This is a genomic window from Actinocorallia herbida (assembly GCF_003751225.1).
GTDB lineage: Bacteria > Actinomycetota > Actinomycetes > Streptosporangiales > Streptosporangiaceae > Actinocorallia > Actinocorallia herbida.
Genome location: NZ_RJKE01000001.1, coordinates 664352 through 680494 on the forward strand (window position 1 = coordinate 664352; position 16143 = coordinate 680494).

At 70.6% G+C, this 16143-nt stretch carries 21 protein-coding genes; 7 read left to right on the plus strand and 14 right to left on the minus strand.

What is annotated here, in order from left to right:
- Positions 1 to 83: 83 nt before the first annotated feature.
- The 3 genes from EDD29_RS03315 to EDD29_RS03325 form a co-directional block, all read right to left on the minus strand.
- A complete protein-coding gene (locus EDD29_RS03315; protein WP_123662140.1) occupies positions 84 to 998 on the minus strand; it encodes an NAD-dependent epimerase/dehydratase family protein in 915 nt (304 codons plus the stop codon).
- 68 nt (positions 999 to 1066) lie between these two features.
- Positions 1067 to 1333 carry a mycothiol system anti-sigma-R factor gene (gene rsrA, locus EDD29_RS03320; RefSeq protein ID WP_123662142.1) on the minus strand — a complete coding sequence of 89 codons (267 nt, stop codon included), beginning with the start codon at positions 1331 to 1333 and terminating at the stop codon, positions 1067 to 1069.
- Complete coding sequence (locus EDD29_RS03325) at positions 1330 to 1947, minus strand: sigma-70 family RNA polymerase sigma factor (protein WP_281281014.1); 618 nt, start codon at positions 1945 to 1947, stop codon at positions 1330 to 1332. Before EDD29_RS03325 ends, rsrA begins: the two co-directional genes overlap by 4 nt.
- Positions 1948 to 2239: 292 nt before the next feature.
- Between EDD29_RS03325 and EDD29_RS03330 the strand changes: the two genes are divergently transcribed.
- From EDD29_RS03330 to bioB, 5 genes are all read left to right on the plus strand, one after another.
- Positions 2240 to 2986, plus strand: a complete 747-nt coding sequence (locus EDD29_RS03330; RefSeq protein WP_123670247.1) for a class I SAM-dependent methyltransferase — start codon at positions 2240 to 2242, stop codon at positions 2984 to 2986.
- Positions 2987 to 3075: 89 nt separating this feature from the next.
- A complete protein-coding gene (locus EDD29_RS03335; RefSeq protein ID WP_123662146.1) occupies positions 3076 to 3288 on the plus strand; it encodes a biotin/lipoyl-binding carrier protein in 213 nt (70 codons plus the stop codon).
- Between the two features lie 32 nt (positions 3289 to 3320).
- The gene (gene bsaP, locus EDD29_RS03340) at positions 3321 to 3518 is read left to right on the plus strand and encodes a biotin synthase auxiliary protein BsaP (protein WP_246052486.1); all 198 of its coding nucleotides are present in this window, start codon (positions 3321 to 3323) and stop codon (positions 3516 to 3518) included.
- A gap of 76 nt (positions 3519 to 3594) precedes the next feature.
- A complete protein-coding gene (gene bioD, locus EDD29_RS03345; RefSeq protein ID WP_123662150.1) occupies positions 3595 to 4317 on the plus strand; it encodes a dethiobiotin synthase in 723 nt (240 codons plus the stop codon).
- A gap of 1 nt (position 4318) precedes the next feature.
- Positions 4319 to 5314 (plus strand): biotin synthase BioB, encoded by a 996-nt coding sequence (bioB, locus tag EDD29_RS03350; RefSeq protein WP_123662152.1) that lies wholly within the window; start codon positions 4319 to 4321, stop codon positions 5312 to 5314.
- Between the two features lie 267 nt (positions 5315 to 5581).
- Here the strand turns inward: bioB and EDD29_RS03355 are convergent, their stop codons facing one another.
- Both EDD29_RS03355 and EDD29_RS03360 read right to left on the minus strand, forming a co-directional pair.
- Entirely contained in the window at positions 5582 to 6319 is a 738-nt protein-coding gene (locus EDD29_RS03355; RefSeq protein ID WP_123670248.1) for a GntR family transcriptional regulator, read from the minus strand.
- A 108-nt stretch (positions 6320 to 6427) separates the two neighbouring features.
- The gene (locus EDD29_RS03360) at positions 6428 to 7603 is read right to left on the minus strand and encodes an 8-amino-7-oxononanoate synthase (protein WP_123662154.1); all 1176 of its coding nucleotides are present in this window, start codon (positions 7601 to 7603) and stop codon (positions 6428 to 6430) included.
- A gap of 41 nt (positions 7604 to 7644) precedes the next feature.
- Between EDD29_RS03360 and EDD29_RS03365 the strand changes: the two genes are divergently transcribed.
- Complete coding sequence (locus tag EDD29_RS03365; protein WP_123662156.1) at positions 7645 to 9177, plus strand: sensor histidine kinase; 1533 nt, start codon at positions 7645 to 7647, stop codon at positions 9175 to 9177.
- A gap of 21 nt (positions 9178 to 9198) precedes the next feature.
- On the opposite strand, the gene EDD29_RS03370 is transcribed toward EDD29_RS03365, so the two are convergent.
- The 3 genes from EDD29_RS03370 to EDD29_RS03380 all read right to left on the minus strand — a co-directional run bounded on the left by EDD29_RS03370 (position 9199) and on the right by EDD29_RS03380 (position 11306).
- Positions 9199 to 9594 (minus strand): hypothetical protein, encoded by a 396-nt coding sequence (locus tag EDD29_RS03370; protein WP_123662158.1) that lies wholly within the window; start codon positions 9592 to 9594, stop codon positions 9199 to 9201.
- A 179-nt stretch (positions 9595 to 9773) separates the two neighbouring features.
- On the minus strand, positions 9774 to 10040 hold the full coding sequence (locus tag EDD29_RS03375) for a WhiB family transcriptional regulator (protein ID WP_123662160.1): 267 nt from the start codon (positions 10038 to 10040) through the stop codon (positions 9774 to 9776).
- Positions 10041 to 10373: 333 nt separating this feature from the next.
- Entirely contained in the window at positions 10374 to 11306 is a 933-nt protein-coding gene (locus EDD29_RS03380) for a diacylglycerol/lipid kinase family protein (protein ID WP_246053357.1), read from the minus strand.
- Between the two features lie 53 nt (positions 11307 to 11359).
- Between EDD29_RS03380 and EDD29_RS03385 the strand changes: the two genes are divergently transcribed.
- Positions 11360 to 11875 carry a hypothetical protein gene (locus EDD29_RS03385; protein WP_211359545.1) on the plus strand — a complete coding sequence of 172 codons (516 nt, stop codon included), beginning with the start codon at positions 11360 to 11362 and terminating at the stop codon, positions 11873 to 11875.
- Between the two features lie 33 nt (positions 11876 to 11908).
- Here the strand turns inward: EDD29_RS03385 and EDD29_RS03390 are convergent, their stop codons facing one another.
- The 6 genes from EDD29_RS03390 to sodN form a co-directional block, all read right to left on the minus strand.
- Positions 11909 to 12628 (minus strand): RNA polymerase sigma factor SigF, encoded by a 720-nt coding sequence (locus EDD29_RS03390; RefSeq protein WP_230612830.1) that lies wholly within the window; start codon positions 12626 to 12628, stop codon positions 11909 to 11911.
- A 128-nt stretch (positions 12629 to 12756) separates the two neighbouring features.
- Complete coding sequence (locus tag EDD29_RS03395) at positions 12757 to 13185, minus strand: ATP-binding protein (RefSeq protein WP_123662165.1); 429 nt, start codon at positions 13183 to 13185, stop codon at positions 12757 to 12759.
- Positions 13186 to 13257: 72 nt separating this feature from the next.
- The gene (locus EDD29_RS03400; RefSeq protein ID WP_123662167.1) at positions 13258 to 13737 is read right to left on the minus strand and encodes a GNAT family N-acetyltransferase; all 480 of its coding nucleotides are present in this window, start codon (positions 13735 to 13737) and stop codon (positions 13258 to 13260) included.
- Positions 13738 to 13790: 53 nt separating this feature from the next.
- A complete protein-coding gene (locus EDD29_RS03405) occupies positions 13791 to 14984 on the minus strand; it encodes a globin domain-containing protein (protein WP_342774389.1) in 1194 nt (397 codons plus the stop codon).
- 75 nt (positions 14985 to 15059) lie between these two features.
- On the minus strand, positions 15060 to 15503 hold the full coding sequence (locus EDD29_RS03410) for an RrF2 family transcriptional regulator (protein ID WP_123662169.1): 444 nt from the start codon (positions 15501 to 15503) through the stop codon (positions 15060 to 15062).
- A gap of 153 nt (positions 15504 to 15656) precedes the next feature.
- Positions 15657 to 16052: a superoxide dismutase, Ni gene (gene sodN, locus EDD29_RS03415; protein WP_246052487.1), complete on the minus strand. Its 396-nt coding sequence runs from the start codon at positions 16050 to 16052 to the stop codon at positions 15657 to 15659.
- Between the last annotated feature and the right edge of the window lie 91 nt (positions 16053 to 16143).

Sequence of the window (16143 nt, forward strand, 5' to 3'; positions counted from 1 at the left end):
ACAGGAACAAAGGAAATCGAGAGCAAAGCGTGAACTCTGCGTCACTCTGTGTTCGTGGTATGGGCGGGCCGGGTGTGACGGGCTCAGTGCGAGCGCGCCCACTCCACGGTGGCCTCCAGGCCGTCCGCCAGCGCCGTCGTGGGGCGCCAGCCGAGCTCCTCGCGGGCCGGAGCCGGGTCGAGGGCCATCGCGGGCAGGTCGCCCAGCCTGAAGGGCGCGGAGCCCGGGGCGTCGGGCGCGCCCGCCGCCCGCGCGACGAGCGTGTGCAGCGCACGGTCCGACGTCTGAACACCTGTGCCGATGTTGAAGCGTCCGGAAGGGCCGCCGGCCAGGGCGCGGGCGTAGGCGTCGACGACGTCGAGCACGTACACGTAGTCGCGGGTGTGGCTCCCGTCGCCGAACACGATGGTCGGCTCGCCCTTGAGCAGCGCCGCGGTGAAGATGGAGATGACGCCCGCCTCGCCCTCCGGGGTCTGGCGCGGCCCGTACACGTTGGCGAGGGTCAGCGTCGTGAAGTCCAGGCCGTGCAGGTCGCGGTAGGCCTGCATATAGGTCTCGCCCGTCGTCTTGGAGGCCGCGTAGGGGGAGCGTGGGCGCAGCGGGGCGTCCGGCCCGACGGGCAGGGAGTCCGGGACGCCGTACACGGCGCAGGAAGAGGTGAAGACCGTCTTGCGGGAACCCGCCGTGCGGGCCGCCTCCAGCACGTTGATGGTGCCGAGCACGTTCGTGCGGGCGTCCAGCAGCGGATCGGACACGCTCACCCGGACGCTCACCTGCGCGGCGAGATGGCAGATGGCCTCGGGTTCGGTCTTGACGGCCAGGGCGGTGAACGCCGGATCGGCGACGTCGACCTCGTGCAGTTCGACGGAGTCGGCGAGGTTCGCACGGTGCCCCGACACCAGGGTGTCGACCGCCACGACCTCATGCCCGTCGCCGAGCAGACGATCGACGAGATGAGATCCGATGAACCCGGCGGCGCCGGTGACGAGGATGCGCACCGATTCACCCTACCCCGCGACGGGCAGGCGACCCCTGCTCCGCGCGCCGGGCGCGCCCTGGGCGGGGACTAGCCTTCTTCGCCCGCCAAGACGCTCTCGATGCGGCCCAGCACCTTGGCCTTGAGGTCGGTGGGCACCGGATCGCAGCCGCAGGACTTGCTCACCAGCTTCTTCACCACCTCTTCGAGGCCGTACTCGCGCAGGCACGGCCCGCACTCGTCGAGGTGCTCGGTCACCTCGGCGCAGCTCGCGTCGGCCAGCTCGCCGTCGATGTAGGTGTAGACCTTCGCGAGCACCTCGCTACATGGCGTCGCGTGCTCGTTGCCGCAGCTCATTTCGAACCCTCCCGCGTGAGGCCGCGATCGGCAGCGTAGTCCTCCAGCATGGAACGGAGCTGCCGCCGGCCGCGGTGGAGCCGGGACATCACGGTACCGATAGGCGTGTTCATGATGTCGGCGATCTCCTTATAGGAGAAGCCCTCGACGTCGGCGAGATAGACGGCGATGCGGAAATCCTCGGGCAGATCCTGCAGGGCCTGCTTCACATCGGAGTCGGGAAGGTGCTCCAGCGCCTCGGCCTCGGCCGACTTGAGCCCCGACGAGGTGTGCGACTCCGCCCGCGCGAGCTGCCAGTCCTCGATCTCCTCCGTGCCGGAGTTCTTCGGCTCCCGCTGCTTCTTGCGGTAGGAGTTGATGAAGGTGTTGGTGAGGATCCGGTACAGCCACGCCTTGAGGTTCGTGCCCTCTTTGAACTGGTGGAACGACGCGAACGCCTTCGCGAACGTCTCCTGCACGAGATCCTCGGCGTCGGCGGGGTTGCGGGTCATCCGCAGCGCCGCCGGATACAGCTGGTCCAGGAACGGAAGCACATCACGCTGGAAGCGCTCTTGGCGCTGCGCTCCGGTCTCCGCGGTGCCCGGTACGGTACCCACCCCCTGTGCAGGGACCATCATCGGATGATCCAGACCCACTTTCGGTCTGTACGACAATAGCGGTACGCCCTTACCGAACGTGTCGGCGGCCCCGGTCAGCACCGGCATGCCATCCCCCTCCTCGATGTACGTGTTGGGGCAACATCGGAGGGGGGCCGGGCATTCCCGGCGCGGTCGCGCGGGGCCCCGCGGAGGTGTCGCGGCGGTGATGATCAGGCGACAAAGTAATCCCTTCTCTTACGGAGGGTTACTTTGGTGGCTGGAGGGGGGAAGATGTAGCGGCACGCTTTTCTAAGGAGTTCCCGCCTTGCTGCCGCTCCCGGGCAGGCCACACACGCTGCGCTCGCCCGCCGACGATCCCCACGTCGGCTACTGGAAGTTCTACCGGGCCGTCGCGCACGCCCAGCTGGCACGCTGGCTGCCACGGCACAGTTCGGTGATCCTCGACGTCTCCGGCGGGGTGAGCCGGTCCGCCGAGCAGGCCGCCGCGGCCGGGCACCATGTGCTCGAGGTCGTCGCGCGGCCCTCGGGGCCGGCCGCCCATCAGCGGGTCGTCGCCGACCCGTTCGCGCTCGACTTCCTCGTCGACGGCGGCATGGACGCCGTCATCGCCGAGGACGGGGTGCTGTCCCGCAGCCTCGCCACCGAGCAGACCGTCCACGAGATCGCCCGGGTCCTGCGGCCCGGCGGCCGCGTCCTGCTGTGCGTCGACTCCCTGACGCTCGGCCTCGCCGTGCTCGCCGAACAGAACCTGTGGCCCCACCTGTCCGACGTGACCCAGGCCGAGGTCGTCCTCGTGCCCTGGCCCGACGGGACGATCACCCGCTGCTTCTGGTCCGACCAGCTCCGCGAGTTCCTCGCCGACGCCGGGCTGGAGGTCGAGTGGATCCGCCCCCGCACCGTCGTCTCCCCCTCCACCGCGGAACACGTCCTCACCAAGGACCCCGACGCCCTGAACCGCCTCGTCCGCACCGAGCTCCAGACCCCCTACGACACCCGCGTCGAAGACGAATCCGTCGGCATCCACCTCCTGGCGAGTGCGATCAAGACCTTCTGATCTCCGGTCCCAGCGCGTCTCGGGGACCGGGGGAGGGGCGCTCGGTAGGTTCGGGAGGTCAGCGGGGTGCGGGCCTGAAGGGGGCTGCTGTGGGTGAGGTACGGGCGGAGATCGTGTCGAATGTGTGGAAAGTGCTGGTCGCCGCCGGGGATCAGGTCGCGGAGGGGGACGCGCTGGTGATCCTCGAGTCGATGAAGATGGAGATCCCGGTGCTGGCGGAGGGGCCCGGGGTCGTGGCGAGCCTCGACGTCGCCGAGGGGGACGTCATCCAGGAGGGCGACCTCATCGCCGTCATCGCCTAGCGGATAGGTTCTCGGCCATGGAGAATCGGGCCGTGGAAGATCGGGTCATCGACGTGTTCTGCGCGCACTGCGGTACGGAGTCCGGCGGCGATCACGCGGCCTGCCGGACCGCCCTCCGGATGGAGCCGCCCCGCTACTGCACCGCGTGCCGCCGCCGGATGGTCGTCCAGGTGACCCCGCTCGGCTGGCGCGCCACCTGCTCCCAGCACGGCGCCCTGACCTCCCCCTGAGAACAAAGGCGCCCGCCTTTTTCTGTGGGATTCCGCGAGCGGGCGGGCCGAGGGGGCGGCGCTAGGGTCGGGTGTCGTGAGTGTGCTCGTGGTCACCGGTACTGACACCGGTGTGGGGAAGACCGTTGTGACGGCGGCGCTGGCGGCGCTCGCGGCGGCGCGGGGAGCGAAGGTCGCCGTGGTCAAACCCGCGCAGACCGGTGTCGCCCCGGACGAACCAGGTGATCTTTTCGAGGTGGGCCGGCTCGCCGGGATCACCGATCTGCACGAGGGGGCGCGGTTCCCCGATCCGCTGTCGCCGGCCGCCGCCGCACGGGCGAGCGGGCTGCCGCCCGCGCAGCTGCCGCAGGCCGTGCCGCTGATCCGCGATCTCGCGGGATCCCGGGACCTCGTCCTGGTCGAGGGCGCCGGCGGCCTGCTCGTCAGGTTCGACGAAGAGGGCAACACGATCGCGGATCTGGCGCGCTGGCTCGGCGCGCCCGTCGTCGTCACGGTGCGGCCCGACCTCGGCACCCTGAACCACACCGCGCTCACCCTTGAGGCGCTGGCGCACCGCGGGGTCCAGCTCGCCGGGCTCGTCGTCGGATCGTGGCCGGACGAGCCCGACCTGGCGATGCGCAGCAACCTGCGCGACCTGGAGACGCTCGCCGCCCGCCCGCTCGGCGGAGTCCTGCCCGCCGGGGCCGGCCGGATGGACGCCCCCGAGTTCCTGCTCGCCGCCAGAACCGGGCTCTCCCCGGTGTTCGGCGGGATTTTCGACGCTGGTACGTTCCGTCAGACTCAAGCGAGAGGCGCATAGCGTGACTGACATCCTTGCGATAGCCAGGCAGCAGGTGCTCGAAGAGGGCAGGGGCCTGGACGCCGCGCAGGCTCTTGAATGCCTGTCCCTCCCCGACGAACGGCTTGAGGAGCTGCTCGGCCTCGCCCACGAGGTGCGGATGCGGCACTGCGGGCCGGAGGTCGAGGTCGAGGGCATCGTCTCGGTCAAGACCGGCGGCTGCCCCGAGGACTGCCACTTCTGCTCGCAGTCCGGCCAGTTCTCCTCCCCGGTGCGGGCCGCGTGGCTGGACATCCCGTCGCTCGTCGAGGCGGCCAGGGAGACGGCCAAGACCGGCGCGACGGAGTTCTGCATCGTCGCCGCGGTCCGCGGCCCGGACAAGCGGCTGATGGACCAGGTCAAGCAGGGTGTCGAGGCGATCAACGCGGCGGTCGACATCCAGATCGCCTGCTCGCTCGGCATGCTCACCCAGGAGCAGGTCGACGACCTGGCGTCCTGGGGGATCCACCGCTACAACCACAACCTGGAGACGGCCCGTTCCCACTTCCCCAACGTGGTCACCACCCACACCTGGGAAGAGCGCTGGGACACCCTCCAGATGGTGCGCGACGCCGGGATGGAGGTGTGCTGCGGCGGCCTCATCGGCATGGGCGAGACGCTGGAGCAGCGCGCCGAGTTCGCCGCGCAGCTCGCCGAGCTGGACCCGCACGAGGTCCCCCTGAACTTCCTCAACCCCCGCCCCGGCACCCCCTTCGAGAGCTTCCCCCTGGTCGAGGGCCCCGAGGCCCTGAAGACCATCGCCACGTTCCGCCTCGTGCTCCCCCGCACGATCCTCCGCTACGCCGGCGGCCGCGAGCTCACCCTCGGCGACCTCGGCACCAAGGACGGCCTCCTCGGCGGCATCAACGCCATGATCGTCGGCAACTACCTGACGACCCTCGGCCGCACCGCCACCAAGGACCTGGACCTCCTCACGGAACTCCAGATGCCGATCAAGGCCCTGTCGCAAACGCTCTGATCCTCGGGAGCTCGGCCGAGATCCGTATCGGCGGAACCCGGGCAGCGCCCAAGAGAGACCGCATCGGGCAATTCGCACGCCGCAGGCCCCCTGGGGCCGAGGACCGGTGATCGGGCACCCCTGGGCCGCCCCGTAGGCCCCTAGGGCCGCAGGGGCAGTCCAGGGATTTCAAGCGCCCGATCACGCCGCGCCGGAGGCGCGGCAATGCAAAACCAGCGCCTGCGACGAGTGTCCTTTTCCCCGGAATCCTGGGCTGTCCCGAGCGATCTAATTGCCGGGTCGTCGCAGGCGCGTGACGAACTTGTAGCGGTCGCCGCGGTAGAAGGACTGGGCCCATTCGACGGGTTCGCCGGTGGTGTCGAAGGACTGGCGGGAGATCAGCATGAGGGGGAGGCCCACGTCGACGCCGAGGATCTGGGCGTCGTAGGGGGTGGCCAGGACCGTCTCTATGGTCTCCTCGGCCTCGGCGAGGTGGACGTCGTAGGCGGCGGCGAGGGTCTCGTACAGCGACAGGTTCCGGGACAGTTCCTTGCGGAGGCCGGGAAAGCGCCGTGCGGGCAGGTGGGTGTAGTCGATCGACATCGGGTCGCCGTCGGCGAGGCGGAGCCGGTGGATGCGCAGGACCCGGCCGCCGGGGCGGATGCCGAGGAGCGTCGCGAGCCGTTCGTCGGCGGTCAGGTAGGCCACGTCGAGCATCCGGGTCTCCGGGAGGAGGCCGTGGTGCCGCATGTCCTCGGTGTAGCCGACGAGCTGGAGCTGGTGCGGGACCTTCGGCTTGGCCACGAAGGTGCCCTTGCCCTGGATCCGCTGGAGCCGTCCCTCGACGACGAGCTCGGCGAGCGCCTGGCGCACGGTCGTACGGGAGGTGCCGTACCGCTCGGCGAGGGTCCGCTCGGGCGGGAGCGGGCTGCCGGCCGGCAGTGAGGTGATCAGCTCGACGAGCAGTTCCTTCAGCCGGTAGTACTTGGGCACGCGGGGCGAGCTCGCGAGGGGGTTCCCGGGCATCTGCGGCCTGCCGGGAGGGGACGCGAGCCCGAAGTCGCCCAGTGCGTGTTCGGCTGTCAACGAAGCTCCTTGTTCACCGCCGGTTTGGCTCGATGTTACGCGAGCAGGTTACGGGGCCACAGTGCGGGCGACCGCCGCGAGTGCCTGGTCGAGGCGTGTGAGTTCCGCCTCGCCGAGACTCGCCCGCGCCGTGATTCTCAGGCACGCGCGTCCTTCGGGCACCGAGGGTGGCCGGAAACAGCCAACCCGCAATCCGTGCTCGAGGCAGATCTCCGCAGCACGAAGGGCCTTTTGGGGCTGTCCGAGAAAGACCGGGACGACCGCGGCGTCCGGAATCCTGGTCTCCAGCCCGTGCGCTTCGGCGATCTTCACGACCCGCCGCGCGACGGCCCTGGCCCGTCCCGGCAGCTCGGGTGAGTTCTCGATCACATCGAGGGCGGCGAGGGCGGAGCCGAGCGCCGCGGGGTTCAGCCCGGTGTCGAAGATCATGCTGCGCGCGGTGTCGATGAGCGTCTCGCGGACCTCGGGGGCGCCGAGGACGGCCCCGCCCTGGGAGGCCAGGGACTTCGACAGGGTGAGGGTGAGGACCACGTCCGGTTCGCCCGCGATGCCCGCGGCCCAGGAGGCCCCGCGCCCGTGCTCCCCGACGACGCCCAGGGCGTGCGCCTCGTCCACGACGAGCAGCGCCCCGTGCGCCCGGACGGCCCGGTGCAGCTCCGCGAGCGGCGCGACGTCCCCGTCCACGGAGAACACCGCGTCGGTGACGACGACCGCGGTCTCCTCCTCCCGTTCGGCGAGCGCCCTCTTCACCGCGGCGACGTCCCGGTGCGGGACGATCTTCACCCGGGCGCGGGACAGCCGGCAGGCGTCGACGATCGAGGCGTGGTTGACCTGGTCGGAGATCACCAGGGCGCCGGCGCCGGACAGCGCGGTCACCGCCCCGAGGTTGGCGAGGTAGCCGGAGGAGAAGGTCAGCCCGGAGGGGGCGCCGCAGAAGGCGGCGAGCCTGCTGTCGAGTTCGTCGTGCAGCCGGGTCGTGCCGGTGACCAGCCGGGAGCCGGTCGATCCGGTGCCGTAGCCGTGCAGCGCGCGGACCGCCCCGTCGATGAGGCGCGGGTCCCGGGAGAGGCCCAGGTAGTCGTTGGAGGCGAGGTCGACGAGCCCGTCGAAGTCGCCGGTACGGGGCCGCAGATGGCGGCGCAGGCCGGCGGCGTCGCGCCGCGCGGTCGCCTCGGTCAGCCGGAGAAGGGGGCCGGGACGGTCTGTGCGGTCGGTCGCGCTCACCTGCCCATCCTCGCAGGAGGCCGGGCTGGAATGATGGGCAGGTGCCTACCTTGCCCGACCTCGTCCGCAAGCAGACCGATCTGGATCAGCGCGACCTCGAATGGCTGCACGCGCTGGTCTCGGACTGGCAGCTGCTGGCCGACCTGTCGTTCGCCGACCTGGTCCTGTGGGTACCGCAGAAACGCGCCGACGGGGGTGGGAACTGGCCGCCCAAGGCGGTCGAGGAGTGGGTGTGCGTCGCCCAGATGCGCCCGACCACCGGCCCGACCGCCTATCCCGACGACCTCGTCGGCAAGGTCGTCCGGACGGGCAAGCGCGGTCTCATCGACGTCGCCTGGCGGGAGCGGCGCATAGTGCGCGAAGGCGATCCCGAGTGGGGGAGCGGCATCCCCGTCCGGGAGGAGTCGATTCCGATCCTGTCCAGGCACGGCAGCCAGTCCAAGATGCTCGGCGTCATCCAGCGCAGCACCAACCTCAGTTCGGCGCGGACCCCGTCGCGGCTGGAGCTGACCTATCTCCAGAGCGCCAGTGACCTCGCCCAGATGATCGCCGAGGGCCGTTTCCCGGTGCCGGGGGCGGAGGCGAACCTCATCAGGTCCCCGCGCGTCGGCGACGGCCTGCTGCGGGTGGACCGCACCGGACGTGTGGTGTACGCCAGCCCGAACGCGCTGTCGGCCTACCGGCGGCTCGGCCTGGCCACCGACCTCGTGGGTGACCACCTGGGGGAGACGACCGCCGCGCTGTCGGAGACGCGCCAGCCGATAGACGAGTCGTTCGTCGGGATGCTCAGCGGCAAGGCCCACCGGGAAGTGGAGGTCGAGGCGCACGGCGCGTTCGTGCAGCTCAGGATGCTCCCGCTGATCGTGGCGGGGGAGCAGATCGGGTCGATCGCCCTCATCCGCGACGTGACGGAGCTGCGGTGGCGCGACCGCGAGCTGATGACCAAGGACGCCACGATCCGGGAGATCCACCACCGGGTGAAGAACAACCTCCAGACCGTCGCGGCGCTGCTGCGGCTCCAGGCGCGGCGGCTGCGCATCCCGGAGGGCCGGGCGGCGCTGGAGGAGGCGGTGCGGCGGGTCGGGTCGATCGCCATCGTGCACGAGACCCTTTCGCACACCCCGGACGAGCTGATCGACTTCGACGAGATCGCCGACCGCGTCATCGCGATGTCCGGCGAGGTGATGGCGCTGGAGATCCGCGTGCATCCGCGCCGTCTCGGCAGCTTCGGGGTGCTGCCCGCGGCGATCGCCAGCCCGATCGCGATGATCCTCACCGAGCTGCTTCAGAACGCGCTCCAGCACGGCCTCGCGGGACGGGGCGGCACCCTCGAGGTGCTCGTCTCGCGCACCGAGGAGCGGCTGACGGTCGAGGTGCGCGACGACGGCGTCGGCCTGCCCGCGGATTTCGACCCGGAGAGCGCGGACAGCCTCGGCATCCAGATCGTCCGGGCCCTCACCGAGGGGGAGCTGGGCGGGAGCCTGGTGTTCGGGAACCGGGAGACCGGCGGTGCGAGCGTGGTGCTGGACCTTCCGCTGGAGCAGCACAGACCGCCGGGGCCCCGAACGTCCTAGCGCGCGGGCCGGACGTCCCGGTCAGTTGTTCTGGGGGCGGAGGTAGACCTCGTCCTGCCCGTCGGGGCGGGTGAGCGTCAGCCGGGCGTCGGCGACGGCCCAGGTGTAGGCGCCGGCCTCGCGGCCGCACCCCTCCCGGCTGACGGTCAGGGTCAGCTTCTCGGCCGCGACCGAGTATCCGCCTCCGGCCTGGCACCCCGGCTCGGCCCAGGTCCAGGTCCCGTCGACGGCGAAGGCATACGTGCCCTCGCCTTCGGCCACCTGCCAGGGGCCGACCAGCTCCTGGGGGAGGCCCGCCACGCTGCGCACCGGAGCGGGCGCGTCGGTCTTCGAGGGCGCGGTATCGCCGTCGCCGCACGCGGCGAGCGTCGCGAGGAGACCTGCCGTCGCGCCCACCATGATCACCGTCCGCATCATGCGGCCGAACCTACACCGAATGGCCACGGCAAAAAGCCCGTATCTCAAGGAACCACCAAAATCGCGGACATATCCGTATGGTCCCGGAGACACCTTCGCGCGACGGTACGGCTGGGTCCCGGAAAGGTTCAGGCCCTGTGCCGCACGCCGCGCGAGAAGCGAGTGGAGAAGTCCGCGGGTCAGACGGTCGCGGTGGTGTTGGCGCGGGCACGAGCCCGGGCGGCGCGGCGCTTGACCGCGCGGCGCTCGTCCTCGCTCATCCCGCCCCAGACCCCGGCGTCCTGGCCGGACTCCAGCGCCCAGCGCAGGCAGGCGTCGGTCTCGTTGCACTTGCGACAGACCTGCTTGGCCTCTTCGATCTGAAGCAGGGCCGGGCCGGTGTTGCCGATCGGGAAGAACAGCTCGGGGTCCACGTCACGGCAGGCTGCGCGGTGGCGCCAGTCCATGCGTCCACTCCTTACTCGCCGTGAAACCCATGTGAATGGTTTCACGATGTCGGGTCGCCCGGGCCGGGGTGTGGCATCCGGGAAGTGCGCCCGCGCATCCCAACTGCTGGGTCCTTCGCGGCGCACTTTGAGCGTGTCAGGGCGGCAATGGAGCGCGCAAGTACTTGGAGAAAGGTTTCTCCCGGTATGGCTGTCGGTTGTGTCACACCGTTGGAACATGGCGGACACATTCACCAGGTAAGCGGTTGTCTATAGACGTTCCCGCAGCTCAGCGCAATGAGAGCTAGGTCTCAGGGCATTTGTGGCGGACCTCTCGGAGGTCTCGAAACAGTCTCAGATGACCACTCGTAGCGCCCCCGGCACACTGCGGAACACCATGTGCTCGCGTGTTCCGACATAATCGCCGTCCACCTGCAAAGCGATCGGCCGCCGCGCGGTGAGGGTGACTTCGGCCGTGTCGTGCAATTCCACGATCTGTCTTCCCCGGGGCCCGCCCGACGCGGGCAGGAGCATCTGGGCGAGCGCGGCGAGCACAGGCCCGGTGCGCAGCGACCGGATCGCGAACAGGTCGAGCCCGGTGCCGAGGCCGGCCCGGGGGCTCGGCACGATCGGGCGCGGGCCCAGATAGGTGTAGGGCGAGGTGTTGGAGACGAAGGCCAGGAACAGGCCGTGCGCCACCCGTCCGTTCGCGCGGGCCTCCAGGGCGGGCAGGGCGCGGTCGGTCCCGGCGAAGAACCGGCGCAGCGCGGACCGCACGTAGAGCACGTTCGAGGCCTTGCCCGACCCCTTGCTGCGCGCCTCCTCGACCGCCTCGACGACCTCGGCGTCAAGCCCGGCCCCGGCGGTGAACGTGTAGTAGCGGCTCTCCTGCGGCGTCGTCACGTGCCCGAGGGAGACGGTCCTGGTATGCCCGCCGCGCAGCGCCCCGAGGATCGCGGCGAGCGAGCGCATCGGGTCGCCCGGCAGGCCCAGGGAGCGGGCGAAGACATTGGCGTTGCCGCCCGGCAGGATCGCCAGCGCGGGCCGGGTCGCCGCGGTGCCGGGCACCGACATCAGCCCGTTCACCGCCTCGTTGACGGTCCCGTCCCCGCCGAGCGCGATGAGCACGTCGAACTCCTCGTAGGCCGCCCGCGCGGCGAGCTCGATCGCGTGCCCGCGGTGCCCGGTCTCGGCGACCTCCACCTCGAGATCGCCCACGAACGCGCGGACGAGGAGGTCCCTGACCTGCCGGGTGGTCGTCGACGCTCTGGGGTTGGCGATCAGCATGGCGCGCACGGCGCCAGCGTATGCCACGGGCCCGTGGAGGTAACCTGGCGGGCGTGTCGCAACGTCCTCGTGCCCTCGCCGCAGCCGCAGTCCTTCAGTCCTTCACCGGTCTCGCCGCGCTCGGGTTCGGGCTGTCGATCGCCTTCGAGACGCTTCTCGGGCACCGGGCGAACCTCGGCACCGCGGTGTCCGTCACGGTGCTGACGGTGGGCGGCGGCCTCGCGATCCTGTGGATCGCCAAGGGGCTGTGGACGGCCCAGCGGTGGAGCCGCTCCCCGGCGGTGCTCACCCAGCTCTTCGCGCTGCCGGTGTCGGTCTCGCTGATCCAGAGCGACCAGCCGTGGTGGGGCTACCCCCTGATCACCGTCGCCGTGCTCGCCCTCCTGACCCTGCTCAGCCCGCCCGTCACCGAGGCCGTCTACGCCGACGACCTCGCCGAGGCCGGGCAGGCCGCCGCGGAGACGGAAACGGCCGCCGGAGAACCCCGGGTCACGCGGGTGGAGCAGAAGCAGGGTGAGCAGGCCGAGCAGGTCGAGCGCAAGAACCGGAACAAGCCGAAGGCCGTCTAGGGGCACCCCAGACGGCCTTGCGTGGATCCGGGCTCAGTCTTCGGCCGTGAGGCCCTCGCGGAGCTGGGCGAGGGTGCGCGCCAGCAGCCGGGAGACGTGCATCTGGCTGATGCCCAGTTCCGTGGCGATCTGCGACTGGGTCATGTTGCCGAAGAAGCGAAGCAGGAGGATCTTCTTCTCGCGCGGTGGCAGCTTCTCCAGCAGGGGCTTCAGGGACTCGCGGTACTCCACGCCCTCCAGCGACTCGTCGATCATGCCGAGGCTGTCGGCGACGGCGGGCGCGTCCTCGTCACCGGAGTCGGGCGCGTCCAGCGAGACCGTCGAGTAGGCGTTGGCGGACTCCAGGCCCTCCAGCACCTCCTCCTCGGTCATCTGGAGGTGCGCGGCGAGCTCCGCGACGGTGGGCGCGCGGCCCTCCTTCTGGGCCAGCTCGCTGATCGCCTTGGTGAGGCTCAGCTTGAGCTCCTGGAGGCGGCGCGGCACGCGCACCGCCCAGCCCTTGTCGCGGAAGTGCCGCTTGATCTCGCCGACGATGGTGGGCGTGGCGTAGGTGGAGAACTCCACGCCGCGCTCCAGGTCGAACCTGTCGATCGACTTGATCAGGCCGATCGTGGCGACCTGGACCAGGTCGTCCAGCCATTCGCCGCGGTTGCGGAACCGGCGCGCGAGATACTCCACCAGAGGAAGGTGCATCTCGACGAGCTGGTCCCGGATGCGCTGGCGCTCCGGGTCGTCCTCGGGCAGGGCCCGCATCTTGTGGAAGAGCTCTTTGGCCCGGGTGCGGTCGGGGACCGCACTGGACCGCGGAGGCTCCGGCACGACGACCTCCTCGGTCACCGTCTCCTCCTGGGTCTCCTCTGGGGAGGTTCGCTCGGCCGGCGTCACGCCGCTCCGCCCGCGCCGCGCCGCTTCTGCAGCGTGACCGTGACCGTCTCCCCCGGACCGGCGGTGGCGTCCACCTCACCGGCCAGGGACGACAGAACGGTCCAGGCGAACGTGTCGCGGCTCGGTGTGCGGCCGTCGACCGTCAGCACCGAGACCGAGATGCGCATGGCGTCGCCGGTGAGTTCGAACTCGCAGTTCAGGTCGGTGCCCGGCACCGCCTGCGCGAGCAGCATCGCGCACGCCTCGTCGACGGCGATGCGCAGGTCCTCGATCTCATCGATGGTGAAGTCGAGCCTTACCGCGAGCCCGGCCGTAGCGGTGCGGAGCACCGACAGATAGGCACTCGCGGCAGGCAGCTTCACCGTGACGACGTCACGCAGGGTGAGCTTGGTGCCTGCCGTCATGGCAGCGGTTTCCTCAGTCACGTGTCTCCCTCTTCGGGGTTGCTCCGCTCCCTTGAAACTACCGTGTGCCGAGCCCTTCGGGGTGATGCCACGCTACCGCGCGACGGCCTGGAGCGCTTCGCCCGCGAGCCGGTAGCCCGTCCACTCGTGCATCGCCTTGGCGCCGAGCGACTCGTAGAACGCGATGGACGGGGTGTTCCAGTCCAGGCAGGACCACTCGTACCTGGTGTATCCCCGCGTCACGGCGATGCGGGCGAGCTCGGCGAGGAGCGCCTTGCCGTGCCCGCCGCCGCGCGCCTCGGGAGTGACGTACAGGTCTTCCAGGTAGATCCCGTGCTTCCCGGTCCAGGTGGAGAAATTAAGGAACCAGAGGGCGAAACCGACGGGAGCGCCGGAGGAGTCCTCCGCGATGTGCGCGAACACCTTCGGCTCGTGGCCGAAAAGGGCCGCGCGCAGGTCGTCCTCGGTGGTCTCGACCTTGTCCAGTTCCTTCTCGTACTCCGCGAGATCGCGGATGAATCCCAGAATGACCGGGATATCCGCGATCGTCGCGGATCGGACCTTCGTGCTCATGCCGAAAGCCTAGCCGCCGCCGATCGGGCGGTGCCGCCGCTCTCCGGCCTGCCTCAGGCGGCGCCGCGCCAGAGGTCGGGGCCGAAGACCTCGTAGTGGATGCGCTCGGCCGGCACGCCGCGGCTCAGCAGCGCCGAACGGGTCGCGCGCAGGAAGGGCAGCGGGCCGCAGATCAGCGCGGTGACGTCCGCGGGAAGGTCGACGGCGGAGAGGTCGGGGTAGCCCTCCCGCGCGCCGGACGTCCCGGGCTCCTCGTACCAGACGTGCAGCGCCGCCTCCGGGAGCTCGGCCGCGACCGTCTCCTGCTGGACGCGGTGGGCGTGCGCGTCCGGGTGCCGGTCGCCGTGCACGACGGTGACGGGCCTCGCCGACTTCTCCCGGGCGAGGGCGAGCAACATCGACAGGGTCGGGGTGATCCCGATGCCGGCGGAGGCCAGGAGGAGGGGGCCGTCCCCCTCGGGCAGGACGAGGTCGCCGAACGGGGCGGAGACGTCGATCTCGTCGCCGGGGAAGACCTCGTCGTGCAGGACCGTCGAGACCTCGCCGTCGGGGCCCTCGTAGGGCCGCTCGCGCTTCACGCTGATCCGCCACTCGGCCCGTCCGGGGGCGGCCGACAGGCTGTACTGGCGGATCTGCCGGGCGCCGTCGGAGGCCGCGACCTGGACGCTCACGTACTGGCCGGGCCGGAACCGCCCGGCGGGGGTCCCGTCGACGGGGCTGAGGGTGAAGGAGACGACGTCGGCGGTCTCCCGCGTCCGCCCGGTGACCCGCATCCGGCGCCACACCAGGCCGGGGCCGGTTCCGGCGGCCCGGTAGAGGTCGGCCTCGGCCGCGATGAGCGCGTCGGCCATCGACCAGTAGACCTCGTCCCAGGCCGCCGCGACCTCGGGCGTGACGGCGTCGCCGAGCACCTCGACGATCGCGGCGAACAGATGCTCGTGGACGAGCTTGTACTGGTCGGCGGTGATGCCGAGGGAGGCGTGCTTGTGCGAGATCCGGCTGATCACCGCGCGCGGGTCGGCGCCCTCGTCGGCGAGCAGCAGGCCCGCCCAGGCGGCGATGGATCCGGCGAGCGCGCGGCGCTGGTCGCCGTTGGCCTGGTTGCCGCGGTTGAACAGGTCGCGGAGCAGCTCGGGACGGGCCTCGAAGAGCCGGCCGTAGAAGCGCTCGGCGATCCGGTCGAGATGGGCGCCGATGACGGGGAGGGTCGCGCGCACCACGGGTGCGGAGGTCTCGGAGAGCAGCAAGGGGACTCCAATAATTGGTAGATCATCTACTGATTAAAGGGCGGACATCGGCCGCGCGGGGCGCGCGGTGAGGAGTCAGCCGGATGGTCGGACGGTGAGTCCGACGAGGACCGGGCCGGAAGGGGACGAGGTCAGGTCCTCGATGGTGATCGGGTCGAGGGAGGCGTAGAACGCCTCCTGGGCGCGCCGGAGGGCGCCGCGCAGGCGGCAGTCGCCGCGCAGCGGGCACGGGGCGTCGCCCTCGCAGGCGACGACCTCCTCCCGGCCTTCCAGTTCGCGCACCAGCCAGCCGACGGACGCGCGGCGGCCGAGCGCGGTGAGGTCGAGACCTCCGCCGCGGCCGCGCCGGGCGGTGATGACGCCCAGCTGGGCGAGCCGGCTGATCGCCTTGGCCATGTGCGCGTAAGGCACGTCCACCGCGACCGCGATCTCACGGGTCGTCAGCGGGACGTCCTCCTCGGAGGACGCCAGTCGCATGACCGCCCGGAGCGACAGGTCGGTGAACTTGGTGAGGCGCACACTTTGACGCTAGCAAAGTGGCATCTTGAATACCAATTTACAGACAGTGGGATGAATCACCCGAACTCTGGCGCTCCTTGGGGCGGCGGGGCCCGGAAACAATGACGGCGCCCGGCCCCGCTCGTGGTGGAGGGCCGGGCGCCGTCAGGAAAGTCACGCCTTCTTGGTCTCCCAGAAGATCGTGTCGATCTCGGCGATCTTGCCGAGGAGGTTCTCGGCGACCTTCACGTCGAGGCTGCCCTTGGTGCCGCCGGCGCCGGCGAGCTTGGTGGCCTCGTTGAACAGCTCGTGGAGTTGCGGGTACTTCTCGAAGTGCGGCGGCTTGAAGTAGTCGGTCCACAGCACCCACAGGTGGTGCTTGACCAGGTCGGACCGCTCTTCCTTGATCGCGATGGCGCGGGCCTTGAAGGTCTCGTCGTCGCTCGCGTGGTACTTCTCGATGGTCGCCTTGACGGACTCGGCCTCGATGCGGGCCTGCGCGGGGTCGTAGACGCCGCAGGGCAGGTCGCAGTGCGCCGAGACGACCGTGGTGGGACGGAGAACGCTCACGGGTCGTGGTTCCCTTCGTGAGTCATGATGGATCGGATCTTGTCGTGTCGACATTACTCCCGCACCGAGGCGGCTTGATCGAGGAGGTCGG

What these genes read in the sequence shown, in the direction of transcription:
- EDD29_RS03390 (WP_230612830.1), bottom strand. Translation starts at nt 12,628, where the DNA reads ATGCGGGCCCTGCCCGAGGACGACCCGGAGCGCCAGCGCATCCGGGAC.
- EDD29_RS03325 (WP_281281014.1), bottom strand. Translation starts at nt 1,947, where the DNA reads ATGGTCCCTGCACAGGGGGTGGGTACCGTACCGGGCACCGCGGAGACC.
- EDD29_RS03355 (WP_123670248.1), bottom strand. Translation starts at nt 6,319, where the DNA reads ATGCCCGGGAACCCCCTCGCGAGCTCGCCCCGCGTGCCCAAGTACTAC.
- EDD29_RS03380 (WP_246053357.1), bottom strand. Translation starts at nt 11,306, where the DNA reads ATGCTGATCGCCAACCCCAGAGCGTCGACGACCACCCGGCAGGTCAGG.
- rsrA (WP_123662142.1), bottom strand. Translation starts at nt 1,333, where the DNA reads ATGAGCTGCGGCAACGAGCACGCGACGCCATGTAGCGAGGTGCTCGCG.
- EDD29_RS03375 (WP_123662160.1), bottom strand. Translation starts at nt 10,040, where the DNA reads ATGGACTGGCGCCACCGCGCAGCCTGCCGTGACGTGGACCCCGAGCTG.
- EDD29_RS03370 (WP_123662158.1), bottom strand. Translation starts at nt 9,594, where the DNA reads ATGATGCGGACGGTGATCATGGTGGGCGCGACGGCAGGTCTCCTCGCG.
- EDD29_RS03400 (WP_123662167.1), bottom strand. Translation starts at nt 13,737, where the DNA reads ATGAGCACGAAGGTCCGATCCGCGACGATCGCGGATATCCCGGTCATT.